Source organism: Pseudomonas sp. NFPP02 (genome assembly GCF_900119355.1).
In the GTDB taxonomy this organism is placed as follows: domain Bacteria; phylum Pseudomonadota; class Gammaproteobacteria; order Pseudomonadales; family Pseudomonadaceae; genus Aquipseudomonas; species Aquipseudomonas paracarnis.
Map to the genome: position 1 here is coordinate 24,022 of NZ_FPJI01000009.1, position 16,642 is coordinate 40,663.

Sequence of the window (16,642 nt, forward strand, 5' to 3'; positions counted from 1 at the left end):
CGTGACCCTGCCTATTACAAAAACATCGCTCATTGATGACGCACATATCCAAAGGGAAAGGAAAATGGACGTAGCAGGTAATGGCTTCATTGTGTCGCAACGCAATCGCACCCCCCGTTTCAAGACCACACCCCTCACACCCATAGCACTCGGCCTGGCCTTATGGCTGGGCCACGGTTCCGTGGCCAGGGCAGACGACAACCCCTACACCCCGCAGGTATTGGAATCGGCGTTCAGGACAGCCGTCGCCTCATTCGGTCCTGAGACTGCCGTGTACAAAAACCTCAGGTTTGCCTACGCGGATATTGTCGATCTTGCGGCCAAGGACTTCGCGGCCCAGTCCGGCAAGTTCGATTCGGCCCTCAAGCAAAACTATGAGCTGCAACCCGAGAACCTGACCATTGGCGCCATGCTCGGCGACACCCGTCGGCCACTGGACTACGCTTCGCGCCTGGATTACTACCGCAGCCGGCTGTTCAGCAACAGCGGCCGCTACACCACCAATATTCTGGACTTCTCCAAGGCCATTATCGCCAACCTGCCGGCCGCCAAGCCTTTCACCTACGTCGAGCCGGGCGTGAGCAGCAACCTGAGCGGGCAATTGAACGCAGGCCAGTCCTGGGCTGGCGCAACCCGTAACTGGAGTGCCAACGCGCAAACCTGGAAGACCCCGGAAGCTCAGGTCAATTCCGGCCTGGACCGCACCAACGCGTATTACGCCTATGCCTTGGGCATCACCGGAAAGGGGGTGAATGTCGGCGTACTCGACTCGGGCATCCTCACCGAACACTCCGAGTTCCAGGGCAAAAATGCCCAGGGCCAGGACCGGGTGCAGGCGGTGACCTCCACGGGCGAGTACTACGCCACCCATCCGCGCTACCGCCTTGAAGTACCCAGCGGCGAGTTCAAGCAGGGGGAGCCTTTCAGTATCCCTGGGGAATACGACCCGGAGTTCAACGACGGGCATGGCACGGAAATGTCCGGGGTGCTGGCTGCCAACCGCAACGGCACTGGTATGCACGGCATTGCCTTCGACGCCAATCTTTTTGTCGCCAACACTGGCGGCAGCGACAACGACCGCTACCAAGGCTCCAACGACCTCGACTACAACGCATTCATGGCCAGCTACAACGCCCTGGCGGCGAAGAACGTGGCGATCGTCAACCAGAGTTGGGGGCAGAGCTCGCGCGATGACGTGGAGAACCACTTCGGCAACGTCGGCGACAGCGCCGCGCAAAACCTGCAGGACATGACCGCCGCCTATCGCCCATTCTGGGACAAGGCCCACGCCGGGCACAAAACCTGGATGGACGCCATGGCCGATGCGGCCCGGCAAAACACGTTCATCCAGATCATCTCGGCGGGCAACGACAGCCACGGTGCCAACCCGGACACCAATGCGAACCTGCCGTTTTTCAAGCCGGATATCGAAGGCAGGTTCCTCTCCATCACGGGCTACGACGAGACTAGCGCCCAGGTCTACAACCGTTGCGGTACCTCCAAGTGGTGGTGCGTGATGGGCGTGTCGGGCATTCCGTCTGCCGGCCCCGAGGGCGAAATCATCCCGAATGCCAACGGCACCTCGGCCGCCGCGCCGAGCGTTTCCGGGGCCCTGGCGTTGGTGATGCAACGCTTCCCCTATATGACGCCCAGCCAGGCGCGGGACGTGTTGCTGACCACCTCCAGCCTGCAGGCGCCGGATGGACCGGACACGCCGGTTGGCGAGCTGACCGGAGGCCGCACCTACGACAACCTGCAACCGGTGCACGATGCCGCGCCGGGTGTCCCACAAGTACCAGGTGTGGTCAGTGGCTGGGGCTTGCCCAACCTGCAAAAAGCCATGCAAGGGCCGGGGCAGTTCCTCGGTGCGGTGGCAGTGGCGTTGCCCAGCGGTACCCGCGATATCTGGGCCAACCCGATTTCCGATGAAGCCATTCGCGCCCGCCGCGTAGAAGACGCTGCCGAGCAGGCGACCTGGGCCGCCACCAAGCAGCAAAAAGGCTGGCTCAATGGCCTGCCCGCCAATGCCTCGGCCGACGATCAGTTTGAATACGACATCGGTCATGCCCGGGAGCAGGCAACACTCACCCGCGGCCAGGACGTGCTCACCGGCAGCACCTACGTCGGTAGCCTGGTCAAGTCCGGGGATGGCGAGTTGGTGCTGGAAGGCCAGAACAGCTATTCGGGCAGCACTTGGGTACGCGGTGGCAAATTGTCGGTGGACGGCGCGTTGACCTCTGCCGTGACGGTAGACGGCAGCGCCGTTGGCATGCGCAATGCCGATAACGGCGTGATGACCACACTGGGCGGCACCCTGGCCGGCAACGGCACGGTGGGTGCCTTGACCGTCAACAACGGCGGGCGAGTGGCCCCGGGGCATTCGATAGGCACGCTGCGCACCGGCGATGTTACGTTCAATCCGGGTTCGGTGTATGCCGTCGAAGTCGGCGCCAATGGTCAGAGCGACCAGCTCCAGAGCAATGGCGCGGCGACTCTCAACGGTGGTGTGGTGAGCGTGTCCCTGGAGAACAGCCCCAACCTGTTGACCGCCACCGAGGCGCGCAGCTTGCTGGGCCAGCAGTTCAATATCCTCAGCGCCAGTCAAGGTATCCAGGGGCAGTTTGCAGCGTTCGCCCCCAACTACCTGTTCATTGGCACTGCGCTCAACTATCAACCGAATCAGTTGACCCTGGCGATAGCTCGCAACCAGACCACCTTCGCCAGTGTCGCGCAAACCCGCAACGAGCGTGCGGTGGCGACGGTGGCCGAGACATTGGGCACTGGCAGCCCGGTCTACGAAAGCCTGCTGTCATCGGATTCCGCCGCCCAGGCGCGGGAGGGCTTCAAGCAACTTTCAGGGCAATTGCATTCGGACGTGGCCGCAGCGCAAATGGCCGACAGCCGCTACCTGCGTGAAGCGGTCAACGCTCGCCTGCAACAGGCGCAGGCACTGGATTCCAACGCGCAGATCGACAGCCGTGACAACGGCGGCTGGGTACAGCTACTCGGTGGACGCAACAACGTCAGTGGTGACAACAACGCCAGCGGTTACTCCTCGTCCACCAGCGGCGTACTGCTGGGCCTGGACACCGAGGTGAACGACGGCTGGCGCGTGGGCGCAGCCACCGGTTATACCCAAAGCCACCTCAACGGCCAGTCGGCGTCGGCGGACAGCGACAACTATCACCTGTCGGTCTATGGTGGCAAACGCTTCGAGGCGATTGCCCTGCGCCTGGGCGGTGCCAGCACCTGGCACCGCCTGGACACTTCGCGACGGGTGGCCTATGCCAATCAGTCGGACCATGCCAAAGCCGACTACAACGCGCGCACCGACCAGGTGTTTGCCGAGATCGGTTATACCCAATGGACCGTGTTTGAACCCTTCGCCAACCTCACGTACCTGAACTATCAAAGCGACTCGTTCAAGGAAAAAGGCGGTGCCGCAGCCTTGCATGCCAGCCAGCAAAGCCAGGACGCGACACTCTCCACCCTGGGCGTGCGTGGCCATACTCAGTTGCCACTCACGTCCACCTCGGCGGTGACCCTGCGCGGTGAGCTGGGGTGGGAGCACCAGTTTGGTGACACCGATCGTGAAGCTTCTCTGAAGTTTGCCGGTAGTGACACGGCCTTCGCCGTCAACAGCGTGCCTGTGGCGAGGGATGGCGCGGTGATCAAAGCCAGTGCGGAAATGGCCCTGACCCAGGACACCCTGGTGTCGTTGAACTACAGCGGCTTGCTCTCCAACCGAGGGAACAATAACGGAATCAATGCCGGGTTTACGTTCCGGTTCTAACCTTGAATGTAGGAGCGAGCAAGCTCGCTCCTACAGGATGGGATAAACAGCCCTGCGCAAATTTTGACCCACAGGTTTACAATCGCTGCTCCTGATCAGGAGTATCCCTGTGCTGACTCATCTCGATTCCCAAGGTCGCGCCCATATGGTCGACGTCACCGAAAAAGCCGTGACGTTCCGTGAGGCGGTGGCCGAAGCGCGGGTGCGTATGCTGCCCGCCACCCTGCAAATGATTGTCGACGGCGCCCACCCCAAAGGCGACGTGTTTGCCGTGGCCCGCATTGCCGGGATCCAGGCAGCGAAAAAAACCAGTGACTTGATCCCTCTGTGCCACCCGTTGATGCTCACCGGCGTGAAGGTGGAGCTGAGTGCCGACGGCACAGACGCGGTTCGTATCGTGGCGCGCTGCAAACTCTCCGGCCAGACCGGCGTTGAGATGGAAGCCCTGACCGCCGCCAGCGTCGCGGCCCTGACGATCTACGACATGTGCAAGGCGGTGGACCGCGGCATGACCATTGAGAGTATTCGCCTGCTGGAAAAGCTGGGCGGTAAGAGCGGGCATTTCAAGGCGGATCAGCAATGAGTATCAACGTACTGTTTTTTGCGCGCTACGCCGAAGCGGTGGGCTTCGATTCGCTGGAGATGGAAGGTGAGTTTGCCAGTGTTGATGCCGTGCGCCTCGCGCTGGCTGCTGACCCGGAATTCGCCGTGCTCAACGAAGCGAGCCTGATGTGTGCGCGCAACGAGGAGTTGTGCAGCCTGGACGAGCCGGTGCAAGCCGGCGATGAAGTCGCCTTCTTCCCACCCGTGACCGGAGGCTGACCATGGCCATTCGTGTGCAGGTCGAAGCCTTTGATCCCGGTGCCGAAGTCAACGCCATGCACGCGGCCAACGTGGGCGTGGGCGCGGTGGTGAGCTTTGTCGGCTATGTACGCGACTTCAATGACGGGCGCGAGGTGTCGGGGATGTTTTTGGAACACTACCCCGGCATGACCGAGAAGGCCCTGGGCAAGATCGCTGTGGAAGCCGAGCAGCGTTGGCCGTTGCTCAAGCTGGAGGTGCTGCACCGTATCGGCGCGCTGGAGCCGGGCGAGCCGATTGTGTTTGTCGGCGCGGCCAGTGCGCATCGGCAGGCAGCGTTTGATGCCTGCGCGTTTGTGATGGATTACCTGAAGACGCGGGCGCCGTTCTGGAAGAAGGAGAACACCAGTGAGGGCCCGCGTTGGGTAGAAGGGCGCAGCAGTGACCACGCCGCAGCGGATCGCTGGAAGTAGCCAGCCAGACGCTGAAACCCATGTGGGAGCTGGCTTGCCTGCAATAGCATCACCTCGGCGTGACTGAAAAACCGAGGTGTCTGCATCGCAGGCAAGCCAGCTCCCACACAAGCCCGCTTCCACATTTTTTACCGCATTTCAGCTCAAGGGCGTTTGCGTTCTACAGCGCGCAACAAATGCGTCGGCGGCGTCTCACAGCTGATCTTGCGCCCCAGCAACGCCTCGATGGACGGCAACTGGTACGAGTCATCTTCGCCCGCAAAGCTGATCGACACACCCGCAGCCCCAGCACGCCCGGTACGGCCGATGCGGTGCACGTAGTCGTCCGGTACTTCCGGCAGGGTGAAGTTGATCACGTGGCTGATGCCGTCGATGTGAATACCGCGACCGGCTACATCGGTAGCCACCAGCACGCGGATCTTGCCTTCACGGAAGCCTTCCAGGGTCTTGATGCGCTTGTGCTGCGGCACATCACCCGACAGTTGCGCAGCGTTGACGCCGTCGCGCACCAGGCGTTCTTCGATGCGGCGCACTTCGTCCTTGCGGTTGGCGAATACCATCACGCGCTCCCAACCGTTGTCGTTGACCAGGTTGTAGAGCAGCTTGTACTTGTCGGCACCGGCGACGGCGTAGATATGCTGCTCGACGTTTTCGCTGGCAACGTTGAGTGCTTCGATCTCGACGATGGATGGGTCGGTGGTCCACTGCTTGGCGAGGTTCATCACGTCTTCGGTGAAAGTCGCGGAGAACAGCAGGGTCTGGCGCTCGGTTTTCGGCGGCGTCTGACGAATGATCTGGCGTACTTGCGGGATAAAGCCCATGTCGAGCATGCGGTCGGCTTCGTCCAGCACCATCACTTCGACCATGTCCAGGTGCACGTCGCCACGCTGATTGAAGTCGAGCAGCCGGCCCGGGGTGGCGACGAGGATGTCGCAATGACGGGCTTCGAGGTGCTTGAGTTGCTTGTCGAAGTCCATGCCGCCCACAAACGTCATGACGTTGAGGCCGGTGTACTTGGTCAGGTCGGCGGCGTCCTTGGCGATCTGCACCACCAGCTCCCGGGTCGGGGCGATGATCAGCGCGCGCGGTTCACCCATGTAGCGTTCCTTGGGCGGCGGCGTTTGCAACAACTGGGTGATGATCGAGATCAGGAACGCGGCGGTCTTGCCGGTGCCGGTCTGGGCACGGCCGATGGCGTCTTTGCCCGCGAGGGTGAAGCCCAGCACTTGTGCCTGGATGGGCGTGCAGTACGGGAAACCCAGGTCCTGGATGGCGTGCATCAGTTCCGGGGCCAGTTTGAAATCGTGGAAGCGGGTTTTGCCTTCCTGGGGTTCGACGACGAAGTCTTCGAGTTTCCAGGGGGTCACGGGCGGTTTGGGCGCACGTTCGCGACGGGGCTTGGCCACAGGCGCCGGGGCGGGTGCGGCAGGCTTTACCTGTTCAGGCGGCGTCACCGTGGTTTTGTTCGGTGAGGCGGCGGGCGCGTTCCGGCCGGGCTGTTGACCGTCATTGCGGTTGCCGGGCTTGGGGGCAGGAGCACTGGGAACAGGCGCGAGCGGCTCAGCCTCGCTTTTGCCGAACATCTTCTTGAGTGCTTTGAGCACGGTCATCTCATTAATTGATTAAGGAATGTACGCCGGCCAGTGTAATGCAAGAATCGGGCGCGGCGTAGTGCGTCTGTCATACGGCTACATAAACACGGGATTCAGCGCAGGCGTTCAGTCAGCCAGGTGCCTATATCGTGTATCTCTTGGGGTAACACTTCGTGGCCCATTGGGTATTCCTGCCATGTCACGGTGACACCACGGTCCTTCAAATGCTCGTAGGCGCTGCGGCCCATGGCGTTCTGCACCACATCGTCGTACTGGCCATGCAGGCAGAGCGTGGGAATGCGTTGCTGGCTGGCGGATAATTCCAGGTCATTATCGAAGGTTGGCGCATAGGTGGAGAGGGCGATCACACCGCCCAAAGGCCCCTCCCATTTCTTGAACGCGGTGTGGAAAACCACCGCGCCACCTTGAGAAAAACCGGCGAGGAAAATTCGCGAGGTGTCTATTCCGGTTCTCTGTTGCGCCTCAATCAGGTCTGTGACCATTTTTGCCGACGCTTCCAGTTCTTCCAGGCTGATCGAACGGGCCGGGCTCATGGCCTTGATGTCGTACCAGCTCGGCATCTCGTAGCCACCGTTAATCGTCACCGGACGCGTGGGCGCCTGGGGCAAAACGAAGCGGGTGGTCAGCAGGGTTTCCTGCAGGGCTTCGGCCACCGGCAGGAAGTCGTAGCGATCGGCGCCCAGGCCATGCAACCAGATAACGCAGGCGTCTGCGGGCTTGGCGGGCTGAAGAATCAAGGGTTCGGTCATGTCTGCTCCATAGATGTGCGGGCGCTCCGATGAGGTGCGTCGGAACGGTGCGCGACAGGTTGATCTGTTAAGAGAATGTCGCAAGGTTGAATCTTTTGCCATCGAAGCGCAGTTACAGCCACTCGGCCAAGACTCTGGTACGCGCCTTGCTATGTGTAGCTCGATGTCAGAACTCTCCCAGGGCGGTAACACTATCAGTGACTGCCGCTCGTGGGAAAGCAACTGGAATTACCGCAAAAACCTCATGCTGCTTGGCCCCAAAAAAAACCAACACGGGTCGATATCGCCTCATAAGGGTGCGCTGAGGTTGGAGCTCCGACACAACAAGAGCAATTGGAGGTTTGTAATGAAAGTATTGAAATCCACCCTGGCCATCGTCTCTGCGGCGGCTGTACTGGGTGTCAGTGGTTTTGCCCAGGCGGGCGCCACCCTGGACGCCGTGCAGAAGAAAGGCTTTGTGCAGTGCGGTGTGAGTGACGGCCTGCCGGGTTTCTCGGTGCCGGATGCCAGCGGCAAGATCCTCGGGATCGACGCTGACTATTGCCGCGCTGTGGCGGCTGCCGTATTTGGCGATGCCACCAAGGTCAAGTTCAGCCAGTTGAACGCCAAGGAGCGTTTCACCGCGCTTCAGTCAGGCGAAGTCGACATCCTGTCGCGCAACACCACCATGACCAGCTCCCGCGATGCGGGCATGGGCCTGAAATTCCCGGGCTTCATTACCTACTACGACGGCATCGGCTTTCTGGTGAACAACAAGCTGGGCGTCAAGAGCGCCAAGGAACTGGACGGTGCAACCATCTGCATCCAGGCCGGTACCACCACCGAGCTGAACGTTTCCGACTATTTCCGCGCCAACAACCTCAAATACACCCCGATCACCTTCGACACCTCCGATGAAAGCGCCAAGTCGCTGGAGTCCGGGCGTTGCGACGTGCTGACGTCCGACAAATCCCAGCTGTTCGCCCAGCGCAGCAAGCTGGCTTCGCCGAAAGACTACGTGGTGCTGCCGGAAACCATTTCCAAGGAGCCCCTGGGCCCGGTCGTGCGTAACGGTGATGATGAGTGGCTGGCCATCGTGCGCTGGGTGGGCTACGCCATGCTCAACGCTGAAGAGGCCGGTGTGACCTCCAAGAACGTCGAAGCTGAAGCCAAGGCCACCAAGAACCCGGACGTTGCGCGTCTGCTCGGTGCCGACGGCGAATACGGTAAAGACCTGAAAGTGAAGAAGGACTGGGTGGTACAGATCGTCAAGCAAGTGGGTAACTACGGCGAGATGTTCGAGCGCAACCTGGGCAAGAGCACGCCGCTGGAAATCGACCGTGGCCTGAACGCCCTGTGGAACAACGGCGGCATTCAATACGCACCCCCTGTGCGCTGATCGCTGATGGTTCTGTCACCCGGTAGGCCAACTGCCGGGTGATGTTCTGTTCCATTATTTTCGGGGCACTTCATGCAAAATCAAATCGGCGCACCCAAGCAGAAGCTCAGCTTCAGCGACCCCAAAGTGCGTGCGTGGCTGTTCCAGATCATCACGATCGTGGCGGTGGTCTCGCTGGGCTGGTACCTGTTCCATAACACCCAGACCAACCTGCAACACCGGGGCATCACCTCGGGTTTCGACTTTCTTGAGCGCAGTGCCGGTTTCGGCATCGCGCAGCACTTGATCGACTACACCGAATCGGACAGCTATGCCCGGGTGTTTGTCATTGGCCTGCTCAACACTTTGCTGGTGACCGTCATCGGTGTGGTGCTGGCAACCCTGCTCGGCTTCATCATCGGCGTGGCACGCTTGTCGCCCAACTGGATGATCAACAAGCTGGCGACGGTGTACGTGGAGGTATTCCGCAACATTCCGCCGCTGTTGCAAATCCTGTTCTGGTACTTCGCGGTGTTCCTGACCATGCCAGGGCCGCGCAACAGCCATAACTTCGGTGACACCTTCTTTGTCAGCAGCCGTGGCTTGAACATGCCGGCAGCGCTGGCGTCCGACGGGTTCTGGCCGTTTGTCACCAGCCTGGTGGTCGCTATCGTTGCCATCGTGCTGATGACCCGCTGGGCCAACAAGCGCTTTGAAGCGACGGGAGTTCCTTTCCATAAATTCTGGGCGGGCCTGGCGCTGCTGGTGGTGATCCCGGCGTTGTGCGTGTTGATCTTCGGTACGCCATTGCATTGGGAAATGCCCAAGCTTGCGGGCTTCAACTTTGTCGGTGGCTGGGTACTGATCCCAGAGTTGTTGGCGTTGACCTTGGCGCTGACGGTGTACACGGCGGCATTTATTGCCGAGATCGTGCGCTCGGGCATCAAGTCCGTCAGCCATGGCCAGACCGAAGCGGCACGTTCACTGGGCCTGCGCCCGGGGCCGACGCTGCGCAAGGTCATCATCCCGCAAGCGTTGCGCGTGATCATTCCGCCGCTGACCAGCCAATACCTGAACCTGGCGAAAAACTCGTCGTTGGCCGCCGGTATCGGTTATCCGGAAATGGTTTCGCTGTTTGCCGGCACGGTGCTCAACCAGACCGGCCAGGCCATTGAAGTCATTGCCATCACCATGAGCGTGTACCTGGCGATCAGCATCAGCATTTCCCTGCTGATGAACTGGTACAACAAGCGCATTGCGCTGATCGAGCGGTGAGGACACACCCATGACTACGCATACGTTCAAACCTGACATGCCACCGCCGAGCAAAGTCTTCGGGCCGGTGGCCTGGATGCGCGCCAACTTGTTCTCGAGCTGGCTCAATACACTGCTGACCTTGCTGGCGATTTACCTGGTGTACCTGGTGGTGCCACCGATCCTGCACTGGGCCATCCTCGATGCCAACTGGGTGGGCACCACCCGCGCCGACTGCACCAAGGAGGGCGCCTGTTGGGTGTTTATCCAACAGCGCTTCGGGCAGTTCATGTATGGCTATTACCCCGTCGACCTGCGCTGGCGCGTGGACATGACGGTATGGCTGGCCATCGTGGGCGTGGCGCCGTTGTTCATCTCGCGTTTCCCACGCAAGGCGATCTATGGCCTGGGCTTTTTGGTGCTGTATCCGATCATTGCCTACTGCTTGCTGCATGGCGGCGTGTTCGGGCTGAGCAACGTGGCGACCAGCCAATGGGGCGGGTTGATGCTGACCCTGGTGATCGCCACGGTGGGCATCGCCGGCGCCTTGCCGCTGGGCATTGTGCTGGCGCTGGGGCGGCGTTCGAACATGCCGGCCATTCGGGTGGTCTGCGTGACCTTCATCGAGTTCTGGCGCGGCGTGCCGTTGATCACCGTGCTGTTCATGTCTTCGGTGATGCTGCCGCTGTTCCTGCCTGAAGGCATGAACTTCGACAAGCTGCTGCGGGCGCTGATCGGTGTGATCCTGTTCCAGTCGGCCTATGTGGCCGAAGTGGTGCGCGGTGGTTTGCAGGCGATTCCCAAGGGCCAATATGAAGCCGCTGCGGCGATGGGTCTGGGCTACTGGCGCAGCATGGGCCTGGTGATCCTGCCGCAAGCTTTGAAGATGGTGATCCCTGGGATCGTCAACACCTTCATTGCCCTGTTCAAGGACACCAGCCTTGTGATCATCATCGGCCTGTTCGACCTGCTCAACAGCGTCAAGCAAGCCGCCGCCGACCCCAAATGGCTGGGCATGGCTACCGAAGGCTATGTGTTCGCCGCCCTGGTGTTCTGGATTTTCTGTTTTGGTATGTCGCGCTATTCCATGCATCTGGAACGCAAGCTCGACACTGGCCACAAGCGTTAGGAGTTTTTTGATGAGCGAAGCAATCAAACAGCCTGTGAGCCCTGAAGGCATTATCCAGATGCAGGGCGTCAACAAGTGGTACGGCCAGTTCCACGTGTTGAAAGACATCAACCTCAACGTCAAGCAGGGCGAGCGTATCGTGCTGTGCGGCCCGTCGGGCTCGGGCAAGTCCACCACCATCCGCTGCCTCAACCGCCTGGAAGAGCACCAGCAAGGCCGCATTGTGGTCGATGGTGTGGAACTGACCAATGACCTCAAGCAGATCGAAGCGATCCGCCGCGAAGTCGGTATGGTGTTCCAGCACTTCAATCTGTTCCCGCATTTGACCATCCTGCAAAACTGCACGCTGGCGCCGATGTGGGTGCGCAAGATGCCCAAGCGCAAGGCCGAGGAAATCGCCATGCACTACCTGGAGCGTGTGCGCATTCCGGAGCAGGCCCACAAGTTTCCCGGGCAGCTTTCAGGTGGACAGCAACAGCGTGTGGCGATTGCCCGCGCGCTGTGCATGAAGCCCAAAATCATGTTGTTCGACGAGCCGACATCGGCGCTGGACCCGGAGATGGTCAAAGAGGTACTGGACACCATGATCGGCCTGGCCGAAGACGGCATGACCATGTTGTGCGTGACCCACGAAATGGGCTTTGCCCGCACAGTGGCCAATCGCGTGATCTTCATGGACAAGGGCGAGATCGTCGAGCAGGCGGCGCCGAATGACTTCTTTGATAACCCGCAGAATGAGCGGACCAAGTTGTTCTTGAGCCAGATACTGCATTGATCGACGTTTGAAAAAATAAACCCGGCCTGGTGCCTAATGCCAGTCAGTTAAGAGCTAGAGCAGACAACCAGTGACTTGTGGCGAGGGAGCTTGCTCCCGCTGGACTGTGTAGCAGTCCCATTTTGGGGGCCGCTTCGCGCCCCAGCGGGAGCAAGCTCCCTCGCCACAGTTACCGATTCTGTCTTAACTGACTGGCATTAGCCTGGTGCCGGGTTTATTTTTGCCTGTTGGTCTGTTCAGGATGCTTGTGCCGCACGTTGTTGCTCATCTTTTGCTATGAGCAGGCGATTGAGGTCTTCTCCGACATTGAGCGCCTCGATCTCGGCCAGCAGATGCGGATGCTTATCCAGTAGGCGCATGAGTGTAAACAATGGTTCAGGAGGGAAAACCTCAGCCCTTTCGTAGCGAGAAAATGAGTTTTGCCCGCGCACAGTCAACAGCTTCACTGCCTCCTTCTGAGTGAGGTGCAGTTTGCGACGGATTCGCTTCATTTCAGCCGCGATGACTTTTCTGCCATCAATCAATAATTGGTCACTGGCATCGGAATAACGCTCTGCGCTGTCATCGTCATGATCGAATTCGATTTCCTTACAAACCTGGCATTCCCAGCCCGCGATGTTTGGAATGTCGCGCATCATGCCGCGTGTGTTGATGGTGAAGGTGCGACCTGCGAAATACTGCATTCCATCATGGGTTCCGCAATTTACGCATTGTTGGGTTTTCATAAGGTTTTCTCCTTGAAGGAGATTACGGGAGCTTCGCCGCCTGGGCGGTGAGTCACCTTGATGTAGGCCAGATCGTAATGAGGTGTGTACTTTTCCATAAGACACCTGAGTCCAATAATTACCCTCTGAGGGTAATTTTACCAATCGAAAATACTGCTCCTTTCCCTGCCTAAAAACCCTAGTGCGTTGCCTTTGTAGGCGACTCCTAATAGGCTGTAGGAAAATTCATCCTATGATTGGACGAAAGCGTAAAGCCCATGACAGACATTGCCCCGCTGATCAAACGCTCCCTGGTTGACCAGGCGCTGGAACAACTACGTCTGCGCATTGCCCAGGGTGTGTGGGCCGTTGGCGAACGCCTGCCCACCGAGCCCGAACTGTGCGCCGAGCTGGGGATCAGCCGTAACACCGTGCGCGAAGCCATGCGCGTGTTGGCATTCTCCGGGTTAATCGAAATTCGTCAGGGCGACGGCAGTTATTTGCGCTCGATGACCGACCCGTTGGGCACGATGCGTGCGTTGTCTCATTGCACCCTGGGGCAGGCGCAGGAGACGCGGCAGATTCTGGAAGTGGAGGCCATCGGCCTTGCTGCTCAACGCCGTACTGCAAGTGACCTGCGAGCATTGCGCACAGCGCTGGATACCAGCGCCGCGCTGTATCAGGGCGACCTCGAGGCCTATATCAGCGCCGACCTGGCGTTTCACCAACGCTTGGTGGACGCCGCACACAACCCGGCCTTGAGCGAGCTGTATCAGTATTTCTCCGCCATCGTCGGCGCGCAGTTGCGTCAGACCCTGAACCTTTCACCGCGTCGCCAGGCCGTGTTCGACTTGCACGTTGCCCTGCTTGACGCCGTGGAGCAGCAAGACCCCGAACGTGCCAAATCCCTCTGCCGGCAGTTGATCAATGAACCCTGAAACCCAACGCACGCCCGAACTTGAAGAGTTGTTGATTGACGCCGAGGCCGATGACGACGAGGTGCAGCACAGCCACCCGCGGGTGAGCCGGCCCTGGTTGCTGTTGCTGGGCCTGATCCTGGTGGCGCTCAACTTGCGCCCGGCCTTGTCGAGCCTGTCGCCGCTGTTGGCCGACGTCTCCAGCAGCCTGGGCCTGTCGGCCGCCCAAGCCGGTTTACTGACCACCCTGCCGGTGTTGTGCCTGGGCCTGTTCGCGCCCATGGCGCCGATCCTGGCCCGACGCTTTGGGGCTGAGCGGGTGGTGTTCGGCGTCTTGCTGACGCTGGCTGGCGGGATCATCCTGCGCAGTTCATTCGGAGAAGTGGGCCTGTTTGCCGGCAGCCTGATCGCCGGCGCCAGCATTGGCATCATCGGCGTATTGCTGCCGGGTATCGTCAAGCGCGACTTCGCCGCACGTGCGGGCGCCATGACCGGCGTCTACACCATGGCCCTGTGCCTGGGCGCCGCATTGGCGGCAGGGGCCACGGTACCGTTGAGTCATTACTTCGGCGACAGTTGGCCCCTTGGTTTGGGGTTCTGGATTCTGCCAGCGCTGTTGGCGGCGTTGTTCTGGTTGCCGCAAGTCGGGCAGAAGCACGGCGCCCATCGCGTCGCCTACCGCGTGAAGGGGCTACTGCGTGACCCGCTGGCCTGGCAAGTGACCTTATACATGGGCCTGCAATCATCCCTGGCCTACATCGTATTCGGCTGGTTGCCGTCGATTCTGATCGGTCGTGGCCTGAGTGCCACGGAGGCGGGACTGGCGTTGTCCGGCTCGATCATTGTGCAATTGTTCAGTTCCCTGGCCGCGCCATGGCTGGCCACCCGTGGCAAGGACCAGCGCCTGGCGATCGTGGTGGTGATGCTGCTGACCCTAGGCGGCTTGTTCGGCTGCCTGTATGCGCCGCTGGACGGTTTGTGGGGGTGGGCGATTCTGCTCGGCCTGGGGCAGGGCGGTACCTTCAGCCTGGCGCTGACCTTGATTGTGCTGCGCTCGCGTGACGCTCACGTAGCCGCCAACCTGTCGAGCATGGCACAGGGGGTCGGTTATACCCTGGCGTCCCTTGGCCCTTTCGCTGTGGGCGTGGTGCATGACTGGACCGGCGGCTGGACGGCCATCGGCTGGATCTTCGCAGTGATCGGCCTCGGCGCCATCGTGGCGGGCCTGGGCGCCGGACGTGCGCGCTACGTGTGCGTCACCTGCTAGAGGGTCTAGAGATAAACCACCTCCAGGGTGGCCGAGCCGTCAATCGGGGTTTGCGTGCTCAAGTCCAGATTCTTGCGAGCATTGATCACGGTCTGCACCGTGACGTGGCTGCCTATTATGCCAATGGCGGTGGGGCCGCTGACGCTGCCCTCGATCGACGTAAAGCCCAGGTAGCTGCGGGAACCGATGTCGATGGGGTTGAGGTTGGACGTGCGCCATGCCAGGCCCCCGGTGGTGGATTCGGTGCCGTAGAGTTGCCCGTTGTTGCTGGCCTGGGTCTGCCGAGGATCGAAGGTCATGGAGTAGACGCCCAGGGGCGTGCCGTTGCTGTCGAAACCCAGCCCGTAGTAAATCTCGCTTTCGACCAGGGTCGAGTCGCTGCGGTTGTCTTGCATGCGCAGGGCATAACGTACCGGGCCGGTACACGCCATGCCGAAGAACAGGGTCTTGGCGGGAAGACGGGTGCGGGTTTCCAGGTTCAAGTCTTGTTGAGATATTTTGCCGTAGTCAATCAAGCCACCGTTTGACAGTTGCGGCAGGCACGCGGCGGGCGTGACCAACCCCTGGACGCTGAGGTCCACCGTCGAGGCCGCCAGCGCCGCCTGGGTGCTGGTCAATAATAGAAGGCTGCAAAGGGCAGGAATTTTCATGGTACGCACTCCTACAAGTAAATGATTTCGAGGGTGCCGGACCCATTGATACGCACGACATCGCGCAGATCCAGCGATTGGGTGGGGGCCAGGTACGTCTTGATGCGCATCGTGCCGGTCAGGACCTGTATGGCGAGCGGGCCCGTAGTCACGCCGGTCTTGTCGGTAAAGCCCATGAGGCTGTTGGCAGCCATGGGGATCTGCCGCGCAGTCGAACTGCTCCAGGCTGCGCCATTGCTGGTGGAGTCGGTGCGGTACAGCGTGGACACGCTGTCGGCGCTGAATTCCGCTGGGTCGACCGTCAGGTAGAAACGTCCGATTTTGTTGTTGCCGGCGTCCAGGTCCAGACCATAGGCCGTTTCATCGGTGCCGCCGGTGGCTGAGCCATCGCGATTGTCTTTCATGCGCAGGCCGAAGCGGGCCGGAGCATCGCAGGTCACGCTCAGGCGTACGGTGCGCGTCGGTAGCGGTGTTTCGTGGGTGGCACTCAGATCCTTGGCGTACAGCGTGCCGTAGTCCACGACGCCCTGGTCCGACAGTGTCGGTTGGCAGGCGGTCGGCGCGAAGTGGGCGCGCAACGTGAGGTCGCGGTAACGCCCGCTTGCGCTGTGGTACATCATCCCGCTGACTTCCCAGGTGGTGGCGTCGCGTACCTGGGTGGCGGCCGGGTCGGCCCAGGCGCGCAGAGTCAACTGCAATGCCAGGGTTTTCCCCTGCAACACCGTGCCCTGGTGCAGCGGCGCGATGCCATGGTCGGGCCGCCATTCCAGCACGCTGGCGCTGCTCACCGGCGCCTGGCCTGCGCCGGGTAACAAGCCCAGTTCCACCGCCCGGCCGTCGAGCACGGCGTTGCCGAATTCTATGGCATAGCTGCCGTTGGGAGTGAATTGCAGACGTTGCGCGGAGGCGGCGGTGCCGCGATAAAACAGGCTCAGGTCCTGGGCCTGGGGGCAGGTGAACGTCAGGCTCAAACGGCGCTCGCCGAGCAGGCGTTGCGGCGCGCTGTCGCTTTGCGCCAGGCGACTCATCAAGCCCAAATCCACCAGCGGTTCGCTGAGGTTGAATTGGCATTCCTCAAAGGCTTGAGCAGTGCCGGCAAACGCGAGCAATAACCCCAGGCTCACGTAGCGCAAACAGATTGCAGGGGGCATGGCAGTAGT

15 protein-coding genes are annotated in these 16,642 nt (G+C 60.8%); 10 read left to right on the forward strand and 5 right to left on the reverse strand.

What is annotated here, in order from left to right; genetic code table 11:
- Nucleotides 1–64: 64 nt before the first annotated feature.
- From BT204_RS16660 to moaE, 4 genes are all read left to right on the forward strand, one after another.
- On the forward strand, nt 65–3,793 hold the full coding sequence (locus BT204_RS16660) for an autotransporter domain-containing protein (protein ID WP_072447535.1): 3,729 nt from the start codon (nt 65–67) through the stop codon (nt 3,791–3,793).
- Nucleotides 3,794–3,902: 109 nt separating this feature from the next.
- On the forward strand, nt 3,903–4,376 hold the full coding sequence (moaC, locus tag BT204_RS16665) for a cyclic pyranopterin monophosphate synthase MoaC (protein WP_072447537.1): 474 nt from the start codon (nt 3,903–3,905) through the stop codon (nt 4,374–4,376).
- Entirely contained in the window at nt 4,373–4,615 is a 243-nt protein-coding gene (gene moaD / locus BT204_RS16670; RefSeq protein ID WP_032903342.1) for a molybdopterin converting factor subunit 1, read from the forward strand. The genes moaC and moaD overlap by 4 nt, the downstream gene beginning before the upstream one ends.
- 2 nt (nt 4,616–4,617) lie before the next feature.
- On the forward strand, nt 4,618–5,067 hold the full coding sequence (gene moaE / locus BT204_RS16675) for a molybdopterin synthase catalytic subunit MoaE (protein WP_054898978.1): 450 nt from the start codon (nt 4,618–4,620) through the stop codon (nt 5,065–5,067).
- A 143-nt stretch (nt 5,068–5,210) separates the two neighbouring features.
- Here moaE and rhlB read toward each other — a convergent pair whose 3' ends face one another.
- Both rhlB and BT204_RS16685 read right to left on the reverse strand, forming a co-directional pair.
- Nucleotides 5,211–6,677 (reverse strand): ATP-dependent RNA helicase RhlB, encoded by a 1,467-nt coding sequence (gene rhlB / locus BT204_RS16680; protein WP_034128699.1) that lies wholly within the window; start codon nt 6,675–6,677, stop codon nt 5,211–5,213.
- 95 nt (nt 6,678–6,772) lie between these two features.
- On the reverse strand, nt 6,773–7,429 hold the full coding sequence (locus BT204_RS16685) for an alpha/beta hydrolase (RefSeq protein ID WP_072447539.1): 657 nt from the start codon (nt 7,427–7,429) through the stop codon (nt 6,773–6,775).
- Nucleotides 7,430–7,775: 346 nt separating this feature from the next.
- Here BT204_RS16685 and BT204_RS16690 point away from each other — a divergent pair, with 346 nt between their 5' ends.
- From BT204_RS16690 to BT204_RS16705, 4 genes are all read left to right on the forward strand, one after another.
- A complete protein-coding gene (locus BT204_RS16690) occupies nt 7,776–8,807 on the forward strand; it encodes an amino acid ABC transporter substrate-binding protein (protein ID WP_034128697.1) in 1,032 nt (343 codons plus the stop codon).
- A 72-nt stretch (nt 8,808–8,879) separates the two neighbouring features.
- Nucleotides 8,880–10,061 carry an amino acid ABC transporter permease gene (locus BT204_RS16695; RefSeq protein WP_054898976.1) on the forward strand — a complete coding sequence of 394 codons (1,182 nt, stop codon included), beginning with the start codon at nt 8,880–8,882 and terminating at the stop codon, nt 10,059–10,061.
- A 10-nt stretch (nt 10,062–10,071) separates the two neighbouring features.
- Complete coding sequence (locus BT204_RS16700) at nt 10,072–11,169, forward strand: amino acid ABC transporter permease (RefSeq protein ID WP_014717022.1); 1,098 nt, start codon at nt 10,072–10,074, stop codon at nt 11,167–11,169.
- 10 nt (nt 11,170–11,179) lie between these two features.
- The gene (locus BT204_RS16705; protein ID WP_010444394.1) at nt 11,180–11,944 is read left to right on the forward strand and encodes an amino acid ABC transporter ATP-binding protein; all 765 of its coding nucleotides are present in this window, start codon (nt 11,180–11,182) and stop codon (nt 11,942–11,944) included.
- Nucleotides 11,945–12,180: 236 nt separating this feature from the next.
- On the opposite strand, the gene BT204_RS16710 is transcribed toward BT204_RS16705, so the two are convergent.
- Complete coding sequence (locus tag BT204_RS16710; protein WP_034128695.1) at nt 12,181–12,669, reverse strand: type II toxin-antitoxin system MqsA family antitoxin; 489 nt, start codon at nt 12,667–12,669, stop codon at nt 12,181–12,183.
- Nucleotides 12,670–12,926: 257 nt separating this feature from the next.
- Between BT204_RS16710 and BT204_RS16715 the strand changes: the two genes are divergently transcribed.
- Together BT204_RS16715 and BT204_RS16720 are read left to right on the forward strand one after the other, a co-directional pair.
- Complete coding sequence (locus tag BT204_RS16715) at nt 12,927–13,586, forward strand: FadR/GntR family transcriptional regulator (protein ID WP_034128694.1); 660 nt, start codon at nt 12,927–12,929, stop codon at nt 13,584–13,586.
- Complete coding sequence (locus BT204_RS16720) at nt 13,576–14,832, forward strand: CynX/NimT family MFS transporter (RefSeq protein WP_072447541.1); 1,257 nt, start codon at nt 13,576–13,578, stop codon at nt 14,830–14,832. The genes BT204_RS16715 and BT204_RS16720 overlap by 11 nt, the downstream gene beginning before the upstream one ends.
- Before the next feature lie 5 nt (nt 14,833–14,837).
- On the opposite strand, the gene BT204_RS16725 is transcribed toward BT204_RS16720, so the two are convergent.
- On the reverse strand, nt 14,838–15,482 hold the full coding sequence (locus BT204_RS16725) for a DUF1120 domain-containing protein (RefSeq protein WP_034128692.1): 645 nt from the start codon (nt 15,480–15,482) through the stop codon (nt 14,838–14,840).
- Nucleotides 15,483–15,493: 11 nt separating this feature from the next.
- Nucleotides 15,494–16,633, reverse strand: coding sequence for a DUF1120 domain-containing protein (locus tag BT204_RS16730; RefSeq protein ID WP_072447543.1), 1,140 nt, complete (start codon nt 16,631–16,633; stop codon nt 15,494–15,496).
- Nucleotides 16,634–16,642 lie beyond the last annotated feature (9 nt).

Coding starts and splice junctions, on each gene's coding strand:
- BT204_RS16660 (WP_072447535.1), top strand. CDS start 65: ATGGACGTAGCAGGTAATGGCTTCATTGTGTCGCAACGCAATCGCACC.
- moaD (WP_032903342.1), top strand. CDS start 4,373: ATGAGTATCAACGTACTGTTTTTTGCGCGCTACGCCGAAGCGGTGGGC.
- moaE (WP_054898978.1), top strand. CDS start 4,618: ATGGCCATTCGTGTGCAGGTCGAAGCCTTTGATCCCGGTGCCGAAGTC.
- rhlB (WP_034128699.1), bottom strand. CDS start 6,677: ATGACCGTGCTCAAAGCACTCAAGAAGATGTTCGGCAAAAGCGAGGCT.
- BT204_RS16685 (WP_072447539.1), bottom strand. CDS start 7,429: ATGACCGAACCCTTGATTCTTCAGCCCGCCAAGCCCGCAGACGCCTGC.
- BT204_RS16690 (WP_034128697.1), top strand. CDS start 7,776: ATGAAAGTATTGAAATCCACCCTGGCCATCGTCTCTGCGGCGGCTGTA.
- BT204_RS16695 (WP_054898976.1), top strand. CDS start 8,880: ATGCAAAATCAAATCGGCGCACCCAAGCAGAAGCTCAGCTTCAGCGAC.
- BT204_RS16700 (WP_014717022.1), top strand. CDS start 10,072: ATGACTACGCATACGTTCAAACCTGACATGCCACCGCCGAGCAAAGTC.
- BT204_RS16705 (WP_010444394.1), top strand. CDS start 11,180: ATGAGCGAAGCAATCAAACAGCCTGTGAGCCCTGAAGGCATTATCCAG.
- BT204_RS16710 (WP_034128695.1), bottom strand. CDS start 12,669: ATGAAAACCCAACAATGCGTAAATTGCGGAACCCATGATGGAATGCAG.
- BT204_RS16715 (WP_034128694.1), top strand. CDS start 12,927: ATGACAGACATTGCCCCGCTGATCAAACGCTCCCTGGTTGACCAGGCG.
- BT204_RS16720 (WP_072447541.1), top strand. CDS start 13,576: ATGAACCCTGAAACCCAACGCACGCCCGAACTTGAAGAGTTGTTGATT.
- BT204_RS16725 (WP_034128692.1), bottom strand. CDS start 15,482: ATGAAAATTCCTGCCCTTTGCAGCCTTCTATTATTGACCAGCACCCAG.
- BT204_RS16730 (WP_072447543.1), bottom strand. CDS start 16,633: ATGCCCCCTGCAATCTGTTTGCGCTACGTGAGCCTGGGGTTATTGCTC.